A 15,873-nucleotide genomic window follows, 5' to 3' on the forward strand; every position below is an offset into this window, starting at 1 on the left:
CGACGAAATGCGCAGCATTTTGGAGGTGGTTCTGAACAGTTACGATTTTTTTATATACTCTTCCACATTATCCAGTGTTACCCGGTAATAAGGCAGACGGACATATTTTTCTTTTTCCAGCGGAATATCGTCCATGCTCAGACCGTTTTTGGCATCTTTTCCTGAAAGTACAAAAGCCAGCTTCAGCATAGCCTCTGCCTGTCCTTCTTTGTCATTATAAGCAGTTCCTGCCATCTCGCCGTTTTTTACGGCCGTCAGTCCCACATCTGTTCCGTCAATCCCCACAATGAGCGGCCAGTCGTTCTTCGAAGTGCCTGCTGCCTTCAGCGCATCGATGGCTCCCAGCGCCATATCATCATTATTGGTCAGGATAAGTTCAATGCTGTTTCCGTACTGTTCCAGGAGTGCGGCCATTTTCGTCTGGGCCTGGGCCCGTTTCCAGTTTGCAATGGCATATCCCAGTTTTTCCACCTTCACGCCATTTTCCACCAAAGTGTTCACAGAATATTCGGTGCGCACGATGGCATCCTGATGACCGGCTTCTCCTTCCAAAACCACATACTGGCAGATACCGTCTCCGTTTTTGTCATATTTTTCATCACCCAGAAAGTTTTCTGCCGCCAGCTCTCCCTGGATGATACCGGATCCGATCGCATCTGCACCTACATAATAAAGCTTTTTCCAGCGTTCCAGATCTTCTGTTACCAGTTCCCGGTTAAAAAAGATGATGGGCACATCATTTTTTTCCGCCATATCTGTGATGGTAGTAGGCTCTGTCCGGTCCACAAGATTGACACAGATCACATCACAGCCTTTTTCGATCAGGGACTTTACCTGTTCATTCTGCGTTGTCTGGCTTCCGGCCGCATCTACGATCTCCAGATTGATGGCCGTTCCGGTTTCTTCTTCCAGAGCCGTGGCACTGGCTGTAAACCAGCTCATCATTTCTGAAATAAAGGTATCATACTGGTCGTAAAGGGTGACACCGATCTTTACCGTCTGCACCGTATCTTTTTTTCCTCCGGAGCAACCGGAAAGCAGGCACAGCAAAACGATCAGAAAAACTACAGCCGGTATTTTCTTTCTCATCCGTTTTCCCTCCTCAGCTGATATTTGGAAACAGGATATTTTCCGTATCCCGGTCATAAAGATTTTCTCCTGTCACAGACAGGAAATCCACCTCGGTATCTCTGCCGTCATCCTCCTGGTAATAATTGAGTTTTCCGGCCAATTCCCTGATACACTGATAACCCATGAAAAACTCATTGGGAACCACCAGAGAAGAAACCACGCCTTTATCCAGATAATAAACGGCTTTTTCAGAACGCCCTTCCCCGTAAAGCTTCGGCTTGTCCGTAAAGAGTGTCAGGATAAAATCTCCTGCAAGCTCCGTCTCATCATTATCAAGAGATACCAGGACATCCACCGTTTTTTCCTTCCAATACGTTTCCAGCATGGTCTGATCCTGGATTTCTGCATCTGACAACGTCCAGACGATCTCCGGACCGTTCCGCCCGATCGTTTCCTCAAAGCCTTTCAGTCTGAGACGCTGGGATTTCATCTTCTGATTTCCGGAAAGAATGCCGATCCGAAGCCCGGAAAGCCGTTCTGCTTCTCCGGAAAGAAGATTTTCACCAAGCGTCCGGCCGATCTTATAGGAATCCGGCATAACCGTCGTAAAAAGTGATTTCGCTTCGCCTTCGTTTTCGATCAGTACCGTCGGCACTGCTGAAACAAGGCCGGAAAACAGGCCGTCAACATCATCTCCGGTAAGCTGTACGATCACTCCCTGCGCTCCGTTTTCCAGTTCTCTGGAAAGGATGGAACATTCTTCATGAAGATTCAGAAAGGAACTGGTGGAAACCACATTGACATGCATTTTTTCTTCCTCCGCTCCCTGTTCCAGTCCTTCTTTGAAGGCGGTCCAACGGTCACTGCTGCTGTCATCGACGATCACCGCCACAGAATAATAACTTTCCTTTTTCCCCGCATTGACCATTCCATAGGAGGCATAAACAAGAACTGCCAGCATGACGGCAACCAGAAGCCCGATATACAGACGATTCTTATTCATAGCTTTTCCTCCTGTTTTTTCACTTTGTATTTTCCTTCTTCCAGAAGCTGCTGGTTTTCCTCTGTATAAGGGATCGCCGGGATATGGATCGTGACTTTCATTCCCTCATCCGGATGGCTCTCAATGATCAGACCATACTCTTTTCCAAAACGAAGGCGGATACGGCTGTCCACATTGATCAGTCCCACACCGGAGCCCCGTTTTCTTTCACGCGGTTTTTCCGTCAGAAGTCTGGCAGCTTCTTCCTCCGGCATGCCAAGACCGTTATCCTCTACCTCCAGATAGATATCTCCGTCTTTTTTATATCCTTTTACCAGGATCTCACCTTCTCCATCCATGTATTCCATACCGTAATAGATGGCATTTTCCAGAAGCGGCTGAAGCACCAGTTTTACCGTACAGCACTGTTCCACCTCCGGTTCCACCTGAAAGATCACCTGGAACGCATTTTTATAACGGATCTTCTGGATCCCCATATAGTTCTTTGCATGGCGGATCTCATCTTCGATGCTGATGATCGTTTTTCCCCGGCTTAAGCTTACCCGGAAAAGACTGCCCAGCTGAGTGGTCATAAAGACAGCCTCTTTGTAGCGTTCCCCTGTGATCATCCAGACGATGGAATCCAGCGTATTGTAAAGAAAATGAGGGTTGATCTGAGACTGGAGGGCATCCAGCTCGCTTTTCCTCTTTTCTTCCTGCTCCGTGACAATGTCCTTCATCAGCTGATGGATCTGGGACACGGTAGATTGCAGTGTTTTTCCAAGATGTACCACCTCAAGAGAACCTCCTACATAAATATCCGGATTCAGATTTCCGCTCTCCCATTCTTTCACAGAATCATTCAGTTTTTTCAGCGGCTTCGCGATCCGTGCGGAAACCAGCTGGTTTAAAACCACCGTTGCCAAAAGAGCCAGCGTCACCAGAAGGATCACCAGATATCGTGTCTCTTCCATTCCCATGGAGAAGGTTTCCATCGGGACGATACTTACCAGCTTCCAGCCGGTATAGCTGATGGTCTTCACCGTCACCATCCGTTTTTCTCCCATAAAGCGTTCCCGGATCGTATCATCTTCATAACCGGATGCCTCCCGGTTATCCTCTGAGAGAAGACCGGTTCGAATCAGATTCTGCTTGGGATGGTAAATGATCTCCCCGTTCCGATCCATGAGGTAGATATACTCTTTGGAAATATCCTGATTGGCTTTTTCCAGAAGCTGCTTGATGCTGCTGTAATTCATATCTACCAGAAGGACGCCCTGCATGGTATCTCCGTTATTTGTCAGTTCCACACTCCGGCTCAGAGAAACGACCCAGTGATAACGGTAGGAGGGATCGTCAAAGAGATTCTGTACATGGGGGATGGAAAAATGAAAGTTTTCCAGCTGGCTTACCGCATCCTGAAACCACTCCTGCCCGAGCACGGAAACGCCCGCCTTGACATTGGCAATAGGCGCTGCTGCCACCAGCTTTCCGTCACCGGCATAGCAGGCAATGCTGATAAGATTGTCCTTATTGGCCTCGTAAAGAAGATCCATCTCCTCATCCAGTCCATCGATAGCCAGATCCTTATCCTTAATGACACTGTAATACATGGCATCGGAGATCCGCCGCATGTTTCTTAAATAATCCTCCAGGCTGATGGCTGTCTGATTTAAGAGCTGCTCGGAATTTTCTGCATAAAGAGTCTCCGTTTTTCTCGCAAACTGCTGATAGAGCAGAACACCCAGAAAACACATGATACAGACAGATGTGATGGTAAAGGATACCGAAATGGTGAGCTGGATACTTTTGGGATCGGTATGCTGCAAAATCCGTTTCCCGATTTTTGCAAAGTATTGTTTTATCTTATCCACTGACTTTCATTTTCTCCACTCGATATTTGGACGGCGAAATCCCGTATTTTTTCTTGAATGCATAACTGAAATAGTTGGGATCGCCATAGCCTACTTTTCCTGCGATCATATACGTCTTGTCATTCGTCGTAAGAAGCAGTTCCTCCGCCGCCTCCATGCGGTAATCCGTGAGATATCCGATGAAGGTTTTCCCCGTCTCCTTTTTAAAAACGGTGGAGAAATATGCAGAACTGACTCCCAGGGTCTTGCAGATCGTTTCAATGGAAATGCTCTGATCCGCATAATTTTCCCGGACATACTCGATGGCTCTCGTCACAAAGGATTTGCTGTTATTCAACCGTTCACTGTTCAGCATCTCCTGAACCTTTTCACCGACATCAATGAGCCAGCTGCAGAGTTCCTCTGAGGAATCCGGCTGAAAGACCATCTGGTAGATATCACTTTCTTTCGGAAAGAGTGTTTCCATCTTCAGCTGGTTTTTGTTGCCGAAACGGATGATCTCCGCGATCAGCTCCATAACAAAAAGCCGGTATTTCTGCAGAGAACTGCCGTTTTCTGTAAAACGTCTCATACAGCCCTGGATTTCTGCCTCCAGCGGTTCTTTGCCGCCCAGACGGATCTGTTTCATGATCCTCCGTAAGGCTTCCTCCTCCCAGGTCTCTTCTGACTGCTCCTTCGGTTCGATCTCCGCGATGTTAATCGCACGGCTGCTTCCATAAAGTGCCCGGTAAGAAACGGCATTTCTGGCACCCTGATAGGAAAGCCTTAATTCCTCCAGAGATGCACAGAGCTGTCCGACACCTGCTGTCACCCGCACGCCGCAGACTCTTTTCGCCTGCCGGCAGAAATCATCCATCAGATCGGTATAGGCAACGACCTGATCCGCTGAGGAAAGCTGTGAGATCAGAATCACGTCACCTAAATAGATCAGTGTCCGGGAACTGTATTTCGGCACCAGCTGTTCTTCTGCCAGCTTTTTCACTGAGACGGTCATAAGAAACGGATTGCTGTAATCTTTCACATCTGCGGAGCTTAAATGAAGGATCGTCACCAGATAAAGTGGTCCTTCCAGCCGGATCTGATAGTTTTTCAGATAATTACCGATCTCTTCTGCAGGCACCCGGCCTTCAAACAACGAGGTAAAAAAGTTTTCCTGAAGAAGCGGCAGACTTTCCATATAGTATTCCTGCAGCTTATCAATGTTTCTCTTTTCATCGATCTCTTTATCCAGAGATTTCCGGATCCTGCCGAAAAGCTCCTGAAGTTCCCCTGCATCGATCGGCTTTAAGATGTATTCCTCCACCTCAATCCGGATGGCTTCCTTTGCATATTCAAATTCGTCAAAACCAGAAAAAATGATGATCCGGATCGAAGGGTAGCGTTCCTTCAGCCTCCTGCTCAGTTCCAGTCCGTCCATATATGGCATTTTGATATCGGTCATCACCACATCCGGCTGACACTCTTCTGCCAGTTCCAAAGCTTCTGCCCCGTTATGCGCATAGCCAGCAATCCGGAAGCCCATGCTCGCCCAGTCCAGTTTTTTCATAATGATCTGAATGACTTCTTCCTCATCATCCACCAGCATCACGGAATAAAGATTCATCCTGCAGTCTCCCCTTTATTTTTTGTCGTTATCATTCCCCGTATTTTTTATTCATCTTTTTCCAGAGGATCCCGAAGATCACAAAGGCTATACAGATCTCCACAAGAGCGATCTCAACACTCCAGTACATGATCACTGCCATTCCAAGAGAAGCAGCCGCCAGGAACACCATGAGCTTTCCAGCCGCTTTTGCAAAGCCTTCCTTATCCTTCGGTTTCTTTTTATTCTTTCCATAAATCGAATCCACATCCTGTAAAAACAGAAGGCGGAAGCTGTAATAGATCAGAACGACCGTCATAAGAAGCGGAATCAGTGCCGTTGATAAATAACTTTCACCTGTCATATTGATTTCCTCCCATAGTTACTTATAGTAAAAAGGCCGCCGCTTCAGGTCTTGCGACGGCCTTTTCATTATAATATATTTTCTATTTTCTTGCCACGTATTTTCTGATATCCAGAGAAATTGCAACGAAGATAATGATACCAAGAGCGATCCACTGTGCATTGGAGTTTACTCCCAGGAACTGCAGAGCCGCTTTCAGGATCTCAAATACTGCTACACCGATGATAGCAGAAGAAACTTTACCACGGCCTCCGGAAACGGATACACCGCCGATGGTACAAGCCGCGATGGCTTCCATCTCATAACCATAACCAAGCTGTACGGAAGCACCGCCTGCTTTTGCGCCCAGCATGAAACCTGCCAGACCATACATAGCAGCTGCTTTTGCGTAGATGATGATCAGAGTTTTCTTTACCGGTACACCGGCAACCTCTGCTGCCTGGGGGTTACCACCGATTGCATACATATATTTGCCGTGACGGGTCATGTTAAAGATAAACCAGGTGATCACTGCCACAAGAAGTGCGATCCAAATCAGGTAGCTGATTCCAAGGAATCTGCCGGAAGCAATACCGGTATAAGAGGATACATAACCTCCCAGCGGAGTTGCATTGGTGTAGATCATGTTGATACCGTAAACGATCTCCATCATTGCCATGGTGGAAATGAAGGGCGGTACATTCAGGTAAGCGATGAAGAAACCGGTTACCGCACCAAACAGTGCACATACCAGCATAACGATCAGAAGAGCCAGGAAAATATTCATGGGCTTCATGTTCGGGAAAAACTTCTGGGAATAATCCATTTTCTGAAGCAGGGTACCTGCGATACAGCCGCCAAGACCGATCATACGTCCGGCTGACAGGTCACATCCTGCGGTGATGATACACCCCGCAATACCAAGGGCAATGACCAGACGGGAACTCATATTCATGAGGATGTTGGTCAGGTTATTAACACTTAAGAAGTTCTTTGAAGTAATACCGGTATAAATTACCAGCAGCACTACGATGATGATTACACCGTAGTTGATCATGATATCTTTAAAACTCAGTTTTTTCTTATCCATTATTGGCTCCTCCCATCATCAGAACTGTGTCGCATAGCTCATTACCTTAGCCTGCGTCATATCCTCTTTGTCTTTGATCTCTCCACGCATCTTACCGTCGCACATAACATAGACACGGTCGGACATTCCTAAAAGCTCCGCCATCTCAGAGGAAACCATGATGATGGATTTTCCCTGAGCAGCCAGGTCGTTCATGATCTCGTAGATCTCATGTTTGGCTCCTACGTCGATACCACGAGTCGGCTCATCCATGATCAGGATATCCGGATCGTTCGCCAGCCATCTGGCAATGATTACCTTCTGCTGGTTTCCACCTGACAGATTGGCAATGTGTTCTTTCATGTTCGGAGTCTTGATGCGAAGCTTTTTGATGCTTTCATCCACAACATTTCCGATGCTCTTATGATCCAGAACAAAACCACCCTTCAGATATTTATTGTACGTGGAAACACCGACATTATCCTTGATGGAAAGACAGCCGAAGATACCATTTCCACGACGGTCCTCTGTGATCAGACCGATACCTGCTTTCATGGCATCTGCCGGATGTTTGATCGTTACTTTCTTTCCTTTGACGTAAACTTCACCGCTCTTTAAAGCACGGATACCGAAGACACCTTCCAGTACCTCTGTTCTCTGTGCACCGACCAAGCCACCGAAACCAAGGATCTCACCTTTTCTCAGGTTAAAGGAAACATCCTGGAAGGACTTGTCGGAAATGGAGGTCATATGTTTGACTTCCATGACAACTTCTCCAGGTTTGTTCTTTCTCTCCGGATAAACGTTCGTCAGGGTACGGCCTACCATCTTGGCAATGATGTCATCGGTGGAAAGCTCGTCCGCAGACCAGGTACCTACATAAGTACCATCACGCATGATCGTAATGTCATCTGCGATCCGTTTGATCTCGTCCATCTTATGGGAAATATATACCATGGCAACGCCCTTGTCACGAAGGTCGTTCATGATGCGGAAAAGAGCTTCTACCTCATTATCGGAAAGAGATGAGGTCGGCTCATCGAAGATCACGACTTTTGCCTGGTGGGAAACTGCTTTTGCAATTTCTACGGACTGCATCTGTCCGATGGAAAGATCGCCCAGCATTGCCTTGGGGTCAAAGTCCATTTTTACTTCTTTCAGCCAGTAAGCGGTGTCCTCATACATTTTTTTATGGTCTACCACTTTGATCGGACCGAAGCTTTTCAGCGGGAAACGTCCTTCATAAAGGTTCTCCGCCACGCTTCTTGCAGGAATGGGCTGCAGCTCCTGATGCACCATGGCAATACCATATTTCATGGCCTCATCCGGATTACTGATAGTTACTTTCTGTCCATCGAGATAAATTTCTCCGGCATCCATCTTATAGATACCGAACAGGCATTTCATTAAAGTGGATTTTCCTGCACCGTTCTCGCCCATCAGCGCATGTACGGTTCCCGGGCGAAGTGCCAGCTGTACGTTATCCAGAGCTTTTACACCTGGGAAGGATTTACAAACTCCCTTCATCTCCAGCTTAAATTCTGCCATATTCTCCCTCCTTCTTTCTTAACAGGGAGCACTGCAAAATACAAAGCTTCTGCTTGGTGTATTTTGCAGCGTTCCCTGCACACTCCGTATTAATTTCGCATGGAAAGAGGTGTGGGCGCATTTTTCATCACCCGCACCTCTTTGACTTTTTACTGTCCTGTGTGTCTGATTATTTCAGTTTCTCCTGAATGTCAGCTACGTTGTCGCCGGTAACTTTTACATAGTCACAGCCGATGTAGTGCTCATTCTCGGTTTCTGTCAGATAGTTAGCTGCTGCGTCTGCTGCTGCATGAGACTGAGAGAAATGATCGTTGAATACGGTACCGGTCATTTTTCCGGATGCTACATTATCCAGAGCCTCGGTCAGAGCGTCAACGCCTACCAGATAGATATCCTCGCCAACGGTACGGCCAGCTGCCTCGATGGACTGCAGAGCGCCAAGTGCCATTGCGTCGTTGTTACAGAATACAACTTCTACATCATCACCATACTGGCTTAAGGAGTTAGCAACCAGCTGCTGAGCGGTAGCCTGATCCCAGTTACCAACCTGATCATCCAGGCAGTTTACTTCAAGACCAGCATCCTCAAGTGCTTTGATGGAGAACTCGGTACGATATTTCGCATCTACGTTCTCCGGGTCACCCTCGATCATAACGTAGTCGATTTTGCCGTTTCCGTTTTTGTCAATCGCATCCAGACCCAGATCTGCAATGATCTCGCCCTGGAAGGTACCGGACTGTCTAGCATCACAACCTACATAAGTTACGTTCCAGTTGTTCTCTGCCCATCTTGCTTCCTCGTCCTCACTCGGCTCACGGTTGATGTATACCAGCGGGATTCCAGCATCTACAACTTTATCGGTAATGGTCTCTGCGGAAGAGGTGTTTACCGGGTTAATAATCAGAACATCTACGCCGTCAGCGATGAAAGCATCGATCTGGTTGGACTGGGTAGCCTGGTCATTCTGGCCATCCTGAATGGTGATATTCTCTTTGCTGAATCCAAGTTTTACCAGGTAATCCTCAAGCTCTGTACGGAACAGGGTCATGAAGTTATCGGAGAACTGATAGATACAAACGCCAACTTTTTTATCAGCCAGATCCGGATTTGCTACCGGCTCAGCATTCTCTTCTGCTGCAGCTTCTGTAGCAGCTTCTGTGGTAACCTCGGTAGCTGCCTCAGTCTCTTCATCTGCCATTACCGGAACTACAACCATGGATGCTACCATTGCTGTTGCAAGCAGTGCGCTGATTAATTTTCTTTTCATTTTAAAACCCTCCTGTTTTTACTTTGTTTTGTTTGGTTTTCTTTTCGTTTCTGGTGCTATTATAGCAGTTTTATACTTGAAAAAACCATATAAAATCCTTCTTTTTTTCTCGAAAATTCTTCTTTCTTTTAGGGATGTTGATTGTTTTTAAGAAATATTTTCGTTATTTTGTTGTCAGGTTGTATATGACATAGGAGGAGATGAGAAATTTCGTCCGTTATTTTGTGGGATAGGAGGAGGAAAAGGCTTATCTGACACACTCTCTCGTAATCTCTTTTAAACTGGACACTCCACACATTTTCATGGTATCTTCCAGCTCTGTGCCGATCTTTTCAATATAGGAGCGGACTCCTTCCTGTGCTCCGCCGTAGACAGCTGTGACGAAAGGCCGGGCAATGACAACGCCGTCTGCGCCGAGAGCCAGGGCTTTGAATACATCCGCGCCGGAACGGATCCCACCGTCCACCAGGATCTTCATGGAACCATTTACAGCCGTCGCGATCTCTTCCAGGACTTCTGCTGTTGCCGGACACTGATCCAGTACTCTTCCGCCATGGTTGGAAACAATGATCGCGGAAGCTCCGGCCTCTTTCGCCTTCAACGCCCCTTTTACGGTCATGATTCCTTTCACAATAAATGGCGTTCCGGCCATCTCGATGATCTCCCGGAGTTCCTCCACAGTCTTGCTTCCTGCAGGCGGTTCCATATTTTTCAGAAACGGAAGACCGGCCGCATCAATATCCATAGCCACCGCAAAGGCTCCGGACTCATGAACCAGTGCCATTTTTTCACGAATGGTCTCAATGTTCCAGGGCTTCACCGTCGGAATCCCGACGCCACCCGTTTTTTTGATGGCTGCAGTAGCCGCCACCATTACATTACTGTCCACGCCATCTCCGGTAAAAGCAGCAATGCCGTTTTCCGCACAGGCAGACACCAGAATATCATTATAAGTCACATCATCCAGACAGTCCCCGTAATGAAGAGAAACGGCTCCCACCGGACCTGCGAAAACCGGATAGCGGAACGTTTTTCCAAAAAGCTCCAGAGACGTATCCACCGGCTTGTTTTCTGCGATGGTATCCATCTGTAGGCGGATCTCTTTCCATTTGTCGTAGTTTCGTACGGCAGTATCCCCGATCCCTTTGGAACCGGGTCCCGGCATCTGATTTTTGCAGGCTCTTCCATTACACTCCGGACAAGCTTTGCAGAATTTGCCGATCCGGTCTTTTGCTTTTATGATACATTCGGAATAATTCATTTTCTTCGTTCCTTTCTCGTGTGTTTCTTTCTATTATACCGATTTTCTCCAAACAAGTCAAAAAACGGCACCACTCAATCCTTTTTCGTTGAGTGATGCCGCTTCCATTCTGTTTTTTATGAAATTCTTCCATTTTCCATCTCGTACACCTCATCCGCCACCTGCATCGTAGACTGGCGGTGAGAAACAAGGACTACCGTTTTCTTATCGCAGGACTCACGGAGAGATTTCAGGATAATGCCCTCATTCAGGGAATCCAGATTGCTGGTGGGCTCATCGAGGAGCAGGAAGGGCGCATCATGGAGAAAAGCCCGGGCAATGCCGATCCTCTGCTTTTCTCCGCCTGACATGGTATCTCCCAGCTCGCCGACCTTTGTATCATAACCATTCGGCAGGGTTTGAATAAAGTCGTGAATCGACGCCTTCTTTGCCGCTTCGATGATCTCCTTTCTGGAGGCCCCAGGCATTCCGATCGCGATATTGTTGGCTATGGAATCATGAAAAAGGTGTGTTTCCTGAGTCACATAGCTTTCCATATCCCGCAGTCCTGCGGTCGGAATCCCTTTGATCTCTCGGCCATTCACATCGATCTCGCCCCGGTTTACGTCCCAGAACCGCATCAGAAGCTTTAAGAGCGTGGATTTTCCACTGCCGCTGGCTCCGTGTATTCCAATCACCTTTCCCGGTTTCAGATCGATCGAATAATCCTTTAAAATTACTTCATTCTCATAGGCGAAAGTCACATGGCTGACTTTTGCACCACGAAAAGCTTCCGCTCTCTCTTTCCCAGTCAGTCCTTCTCCCGGCACTTCCTCCACCATCGGAGTTTCTTCTAATATGGAAAGAACCCGTTCCCCGCTGGCCAGCGTCTGATTCAAGTTGTTGGAGAGGCTCGACAAAGCCACCACCGGCCCAAAAGAGCCCATCTGGGCAACCGTACAGATCACCACTGCCTCAAAGCTCACGGCCCCCCTCTCATACAGGCTCAGCATCAGAAACAGCATTCCAAAGGAAAAAAGCAGAATTACCAGATTGGTCACGGCCCGCTGACTGCCTTCCATACGGCTCAGTTCTTTCTGCATCCGGCCAAGAGATACCGAACGTTCTTCCATCTGCTGATTTCGCTTTTCTCCATAACCGTACTGAATGGTCTCATCCAGACCACGCACAGACTCCAGCACAAAGCTGTTCAGTTCTCCGAACGCATTGCGGTACTCCATTCCTTTGTCTCCGCTCCGTTTTCCATTCCACAGCGGGATAAGGACTCCCACAAGGAGATAGGCTGCCAGCGCAAATAACCCTGCCCCCCAGTGATACCGCCCCATAAAGCAGACCATGACAACAGAAGTCAGAACTGCGATCGCGATTGGTGAAATGGTGTGGGCGTAAAAAACTTCCAGAAGCTCAATATCCGTGGTAATGATCGAGATCAGGTTTCCCTTGTCACGCCCTTCCAGCTTTGCCGGACAGAGCCGCCTCAAGGCCGCAAAAACTTTGTGGCGGATCACAGCCAGCAATTTAAAGGCAATGAAATGATTGCAGTACTGCTCCGCATAATGGAGAATTCCCCGCAGGACTGCAAGCAGAATCAGTCCCAAAAACAGCCTTCCGGAAAGTGTTCCTCCTTCAGCTGCCTTCATAACAGCTTTTGCCGCTGTAATGGTCAGGAAAATCGCACACAGATAGCCAACGGTTCCGAGAAGAATGGCCGCCAGCATAATGTGGAGCATGGATTTTACCAGACCAATGAGCTGACCCATGATCTGAATACCGCTTCGTCTTTTCTTTGTACTGCTCATAAGTCCGCCTCCTTTGTGTACGCTTCGAGTTTTCTCTGACTCTCATACAGCTCATAATAGCTGCCCTTAAGCCTCATCAGTTCCCCGTGGGTCCCTGCTTCCGCAATCCTGCCTTTTTCCAGCATGAAAATACAGTCCGAATCCACGACGTTCGCGAGGCGGTGGGAAATCAGCAGCACCGTTTTGGTCTTTGCCAGTTCCCGTATGACTTCCATGATCATCTCTTCGCTTTCCATATCGATATTGGAAGTCGCCTCGTCAAAAATATAAACAGGGGTATCGTGTAGAAGCGCCCTTGCCAGCGCCAGTCTCTGTTTCTGTCCGCCGGACAGATTGCCAGCTTTTTCCGTAAGCGGTGTCTCAAGACCCTGCTGCGTATCCAGAAAGGCCAGCAGATTCACTTTTTTCAGTGCCGTTTTCATCTCTTCCGCGGTTGCCTCCGGTTTTGCCATCCGAAGATTTTCCTCCACCGTCCCTTTCCAGAGATAACTGTTGTGCGTCACCACCGTGATATACGCCATCAGCTCTCTTTCCGGAATCCTGGAAAGCTCTGTTCCGCCAAATTGAATACTGCCCTGATACCCTTTATTTTTCCCGCTCAAAAGCCCTGCGATGGTACTTTTACCACAGCCGGAGATTCCCACCAGCGACACAAAGCTTCCCGCTTTCAGTGTAAAAGCGATTCCTTTCAGAATCTCCCTGTTCTCTTCATAGGAAAAATGTACCCCTGCAAAACGAATATCCACCGCGCACTTCGGAGCCTCTGCTGTTCCCTGCTCCGGTTCCGACATATCCAGAAGAGCAAAAATCTTGTCGCTGGCCGCCATTCCGTTCATTGCAATGTGAAAAAATGAGCCCAGAAGCCTGAGCGGAATAAAAAACTCAGCCGCCAGCAGAAGAAGTGTCAGGACTCCCGCCAGCCCGATCTCTCCATGTGCAAATTCGCGGAGTGCTTCGATCATACCCACAGCTGCACCCCCATAGGCCATGATATCCATCACGCTGGTGGAATTGAGCTGCATGGTCAGCACCTTCATCGTAATGCTCCGAAACTGCTGCGCTTCCTCGTCCATTTCCTGCGCCTTCTGCTGATCTGCCTGATAAATCTTCAATGTAGTCAGTCCCTGCAGGTTCTCCAGGAAGCTGTCACCCAGTCCTGTATACACGCTCCAGTATTTGTCAAGAAGCCGTTTGGCGATCTTCTGCACCACAACAATGGAGAGTGGGATCAGCGGCACACAGAGGAGAAGCACTGCACTTGCTTTCACACTCACTCTGGAAAGTACCGCAAATAACGTCACAGGAGCAAGCAGGCTGTAAAACAGCTGTGGCAGATATTTTCCAAAATAGATCTCCAGCTGCTCTACGCCCTCCGAACTCATCTGCACGATCTCGGAGGTCGCTGTCTGTTCCCGGTAAGAGGCACCCAGGCGAAGCAGTTTTTCATAGATCTTTTTTCTCAGGATCCGTTTTACATCCACACTGGCCGCATAAGAAGCCCTCGCCGCCATCCGGTCACAGACAAAGCGGATACAGACGGAAAGAACCAGGATCAGCACGGTCCGTCTCAATACTGATCCCTCTGTCTTTCCGGAAAAGGCGCTTTCAAGAAGCCCTGCTGCGGAAAAAACGGCTGCGATCTGCGCCAGCAGTGCCGCCCACTGCCAGAATACATTCTGGATGATATACTTTTTTGCATGGGAGAGAAGAGCCACCAGTCTTGTCTTAATCATGTTCTTCTCCCTCCCCGGTCTTTACCATTCCAAAGAAATAAACCACATGGCAGAGCCACACGACTACCAGGCAGATCCTGCCGACAGGCACCTGTTTCATCATGAGAAAGCCGACGGTCATCAGAGCCGTCACCATTCCCACAATGGAACACTTGGTCTTTAAAGTCATCGTCTTCTTTTCCACAAAGTTCTCCAGATGCTTCTTGTATAACTGCGTTCCCAGAAACCAGCGGTGAAGCCGCTCGGAGCTTTTTGCAAAGCAGAACACCGTCGCCATGTAAAAAGGAACCGTGGGCAGGATCGGCAGAATAATTCCCACCGTTCCAAGCCCCAGGCAAAGAAATCCAAGTATCATCCAAAAAAAGCGGATCGGATTTTTATTCACGTTTTTTCCTCCGTTTTCTCTTATCCCCTGTGATCTTACAGAGAAGTTTTCAATGTCATCAAGTCTTCCTGCCAGGAAAACTGTATGTTTTGTTTTATCTGGTAAAGCTGGCTTTTTTCAAAGCCAGAATATCAACAATGCGGTGCTCTCCGGCATATGTACGCAGCCGACGCTGCATGTGACCGTGATGGCCACTCTGCCTTTGATCATTCCTCTGCTGTTCTGTATAAAACGGCAGGCCTCCAGCGGTATGTTGACTTTATTGCCTCGAATCTCCGCCTTATGGAGCCTTCCGTTGCATTCGTATTTCAGGGATGATAATTTTCCTTCCATCTCGGCGTGGTCCACTCTGGATATCGCATTCATCTTCTGGATACTCAGTTCCAGCCAGCTTCCACGCTTGTTGTGCCGGAGCATAGCCTGACGCTCAAAGCCCCGGTCAGCCATGGAACGCTTCCGAAGCTGCTCGATCTGGCTGCCGGCCTGATAAATCGTGATGCATACCGGCCAGCTTCCCCATTCCAGCATATCATCCAGAAAGCTTTCTTCCTTCCAGATCACCGGCTTTGGCACATGCTGTACCGATGAGCGGTCGCTTCGCACGATTTTTCCAAGGGTTGCACAGTCTAGGTTTTCAACCAGTTTTCTGAGGATCTCCCCTTGGGCTTCTTCGTCTATTCCAATGCGGCCCAGATAATTTTCCGTCTCATCGATCAGCTTCCGATAGCGATCCAGCATCATTTTTCCCACTGTGGTAAATTCATATTTTTCATTCAGAATTCCTTTTTCACAGCAGCTTTTCAGATAGCGGCTGACGGCGGGATGGCTGACACCGCATTTTTCTGCGATCTCCATGACTGTTCCGCGCTTCCATCCCGTTCTTTCCAGTTCCATCAGATACCGGATCTGAAGCAAAGACGGCAGGCCTGTCTGCTGTACTTCTTCTGTTGTTTTCATCT

General features: G+C 48.1%; 13 protein-coding genes. All 13 read right to left on the reverse strand.

Annotated elements, in window-relative coordinates:
- Window positions 1-39: 39 nt before the first annotated feature.
- Window positions 40-1,089: a galactose ABC transporter substrate-binding protein gene (locus DXA57_RS12515; protein WP_117767683.1), complete on the reverse strand. Its 1,050-nt coding sequence runs from the start codon at window positions 1,087-1,089 to the stop codon at window positions 40-42.
- Window positions 1,090-1,102: 13 nt separating this feature from the next.
- Window positions 1,103-2,074 (reverse strand): substrate-binding domain-containing protein, encoded by a 972-nt coding sequence (locus DXA57_RS12520; protein WP_117767684.1) that lies wholly within the window; start codon window positions 2,072-2,074, stop codon window positions 1,103-1,105.
- Window positions 2,071-3,927 carry a histidine kinase gene (locus DXA57_RS12525; protein WP_243005792.1) on the reverse strand — a complete coding sequence of 619 codons (1,857 nt, stop codon included), beginning with the start codon at window positions 3,925-3,927 and terminating at the stop codon, window positions 2,071-2,073. Before DXA57_RS12525 ends, DXA57_RS12520 begins: the two co-directional genes overlap by 4 nt.
- Window positions 3,920-5,530 (reverse strand): response regulator, encoded by a 1,611-nt coding sequence (locus tag DXA57_RS12530; protein ID WP_117767685.1) that lies wholly within the window; start codon window positions 5,528-5,530, stop codon window positions 3,920-3,922. Before DXA57_RS12530 ends, DXA57_RS12525 begins: the two co-directional genes overlap by 8 nt.
- 31 nt (window positions 5,531-5,561) lie before the next feature.
- Entirely contained in the window at window positions 5,562-5,873 is a 312-nt protein-coding gene (locus tag DXA57_RS12535; RefSeq protein WP_117767686.1) for a hypothetical protein, read from the reverse strand.
- 82 nt (window positions 5,874-5,955) lie between these two features.
- On the reverse strand, window positions 5,956-6,942 hold the full coding sequence (locus DXA57_RS12540) for a galactose/methyl galactoside ABC transporter permease MglC (protein WP_117767687.1): 987 nt from the start codon (window positions 6,940-6,942) through the stop codon (window positions 5,956-5,958).
- 18 nt (window positions 6,943-6,960) lie between these two features.
- On the reverse strand, window positions 6,961-8,469 hold the full coding sequence (locus DXA57_RS12545; RefSeq protein ID WP_117767688.1) for a sugar ABC transporter ATP-binding protein: 1,509 nt from the start codon (window positions 8,467-8,469) through the stop codon (window positions 6,961-6,963).
- A 169-nt stretch (window positions 8,470-8,638) separates the two neighbouring features.
- Window positions 8,639-9,736: a galactose ABC transporter substrate-binding protein gene (locus tag DXA57_RS12550; protein ID WP_117767689.1), complete on the reverse strand. Its 1,098-nt coding sequence runs from the start codon at window positions 9,734-9,736 to the stop codon at window positions 8,639-8,641.
- 247 nt (window positions 9,737-9,983) lie between these two features.
- Entirely contained in the window at window positions 9,984-10,997 is a 1,014-nt protein-coding gene (locus tag DXA57_RS12555; protein WP_117767690.1) for an alpha-hydroxy-acid oxidizing protein, read from the reverse strand.
- Between the two features lie 116 nt (window positions 10,998-11,113).
- A complete protein-coding gene (locus DXA57_RS12560) occupies window positions 11,114-12,796 on the reverse strand; it encodes an amino acid ABC transporter ATP-binding/permease protein (RefSeq protein ID WP_117767691.1) in 1,683 nt (560 codons plus the stop codon).
- Complete coding sequence (locus DXA57_RS12565; RefSeq protein WP_117767692.1) at window positions 12,793-14,529, reverse strand: ABC transporter ATP-binding protein/permease; 1,737 nt, start codon at window positions 14,527-14,529, stop codon at window positions 12,793-12,795. Before DXA57_RS12565 ends, DXA57_RS12560 begins: the two co-directional genes overlap by 4 nt.
- Window positions 14,522-14,914 carry a YbaN family protein gene (locus DXA57_RS12570; protein WP_330423263.1) on the reverse strand — a complete coding sequence of 131 codons (393 nt, stop codon included), beginning with the start codon at window positions 14,912-14,914 and terminating at the stop codon, window positions 14,522-14,524. The genes DXA57_RS12565 and DXA57_RS12570 overlap by 8 nt, the downstream gene beginning before the upstream one ends.
- A gap of 117 nt (window positions 14,915-15,031) precedes the next feature.
- Window positions 15,032-15,871, reverse strand: coding sequence for a MarR family transcriptional regulator (locus DXA57_RS12575; protein WP_117767693.1), 840 nt, complete (start codon window positions 15,869-15,871; stop codon window positions 15,032-15,034).
- Window positions 15,872-15,873 lie beyond the last annotated feature (2 nt).

The organism is Blautia sp. OF03-15BH (genome assembly GCF_003463065.1).
Taxonomy (GTDB): Bacteria; Bacillota; Clostridia; order Lachnospirales; family Lachnospiraceae; genus Limivivens.

Bases quoted from the DNA above. Each gene is read 5' to 3' on its own strand.
- DXA57_RS12515 (WP_117767683.1), bottom strand. From the start codon at position 1,089: ATGAGAAAGAAAATACCGGCTGTAGTTTTTCTGATCGTTTTGCTGTGC.
- DXA57_RS12520 (WP_117767684.1), bottom strand. From the start codon at position 2,074: ATGAATAAGAATCGTCTGTATATCGGGCTTCTGGTTGCCGTCATGCTG.
- DXA57_RS12530 (WP_117767685.1), bottom strand. From the start codon at position 5,530: ATGAATCTTTATTCCGTGATGCTGGTGGATGATGAGGAAGAAGTCATT.
- DXA57_RS12535 (WP_117767686.1), bottom strand. From the start codon at position 5,873: ATGACAGGTGAAAGTTATTTATCAACGGCACTGATTCCGCTTCTTATG.
- DXA57_RS12540 (WP_117767687.1), bottom strand. From the start codon at position 6,942: ATGGATAAGAAAAAACTGAGTTTTAAAGATATCATGATCAACTACGGT.
- DXA57_RS12545 (WP_117767688.1), bottom strand. From the start codon at position 8,469: ATGGCAGAATTTAAGCTGGAGATGAAGGGAGTTTGTAAATCCTTCCCA.
- DXA57_RS12550 (WP_117767689.1), bottom strand. From the start codon at position 9,736: ATGAAAAGAAAATTAATCAGCGCACTGCTTGCAACAGCAATGGTAGCA.
- DXA57_RS12555 (WP_117767690.1), bottom strand. From the start codon at position 10,997: ATGAATTATTCCGAATGTATCATAAAAGCAAAAGACCGGATCGGCAAA.
- DXA57_RS12560 (WP_117767691.1), bottom strand. From the start codon at position 12,796: ATGAGCAGTACAAAGAAAAGACGAAGCGGTATTCAGATCATGGGTCAG.
- DXA57_RS12565 (WP_117767692.1), bottom strand. From the start codon at position 14,529: ATGATTAAGACAAGACTGGTGGCTCTTCTCTCCCATGCAAAAAAGTAT.
- DXA57_RS12575 (WP_117767693.1), bottom strand. From the start codon at position 15,871: ATGAAAACAACAGAAGAAGTACAGCAGACAGGCCTGCCGTCTTTGCTT.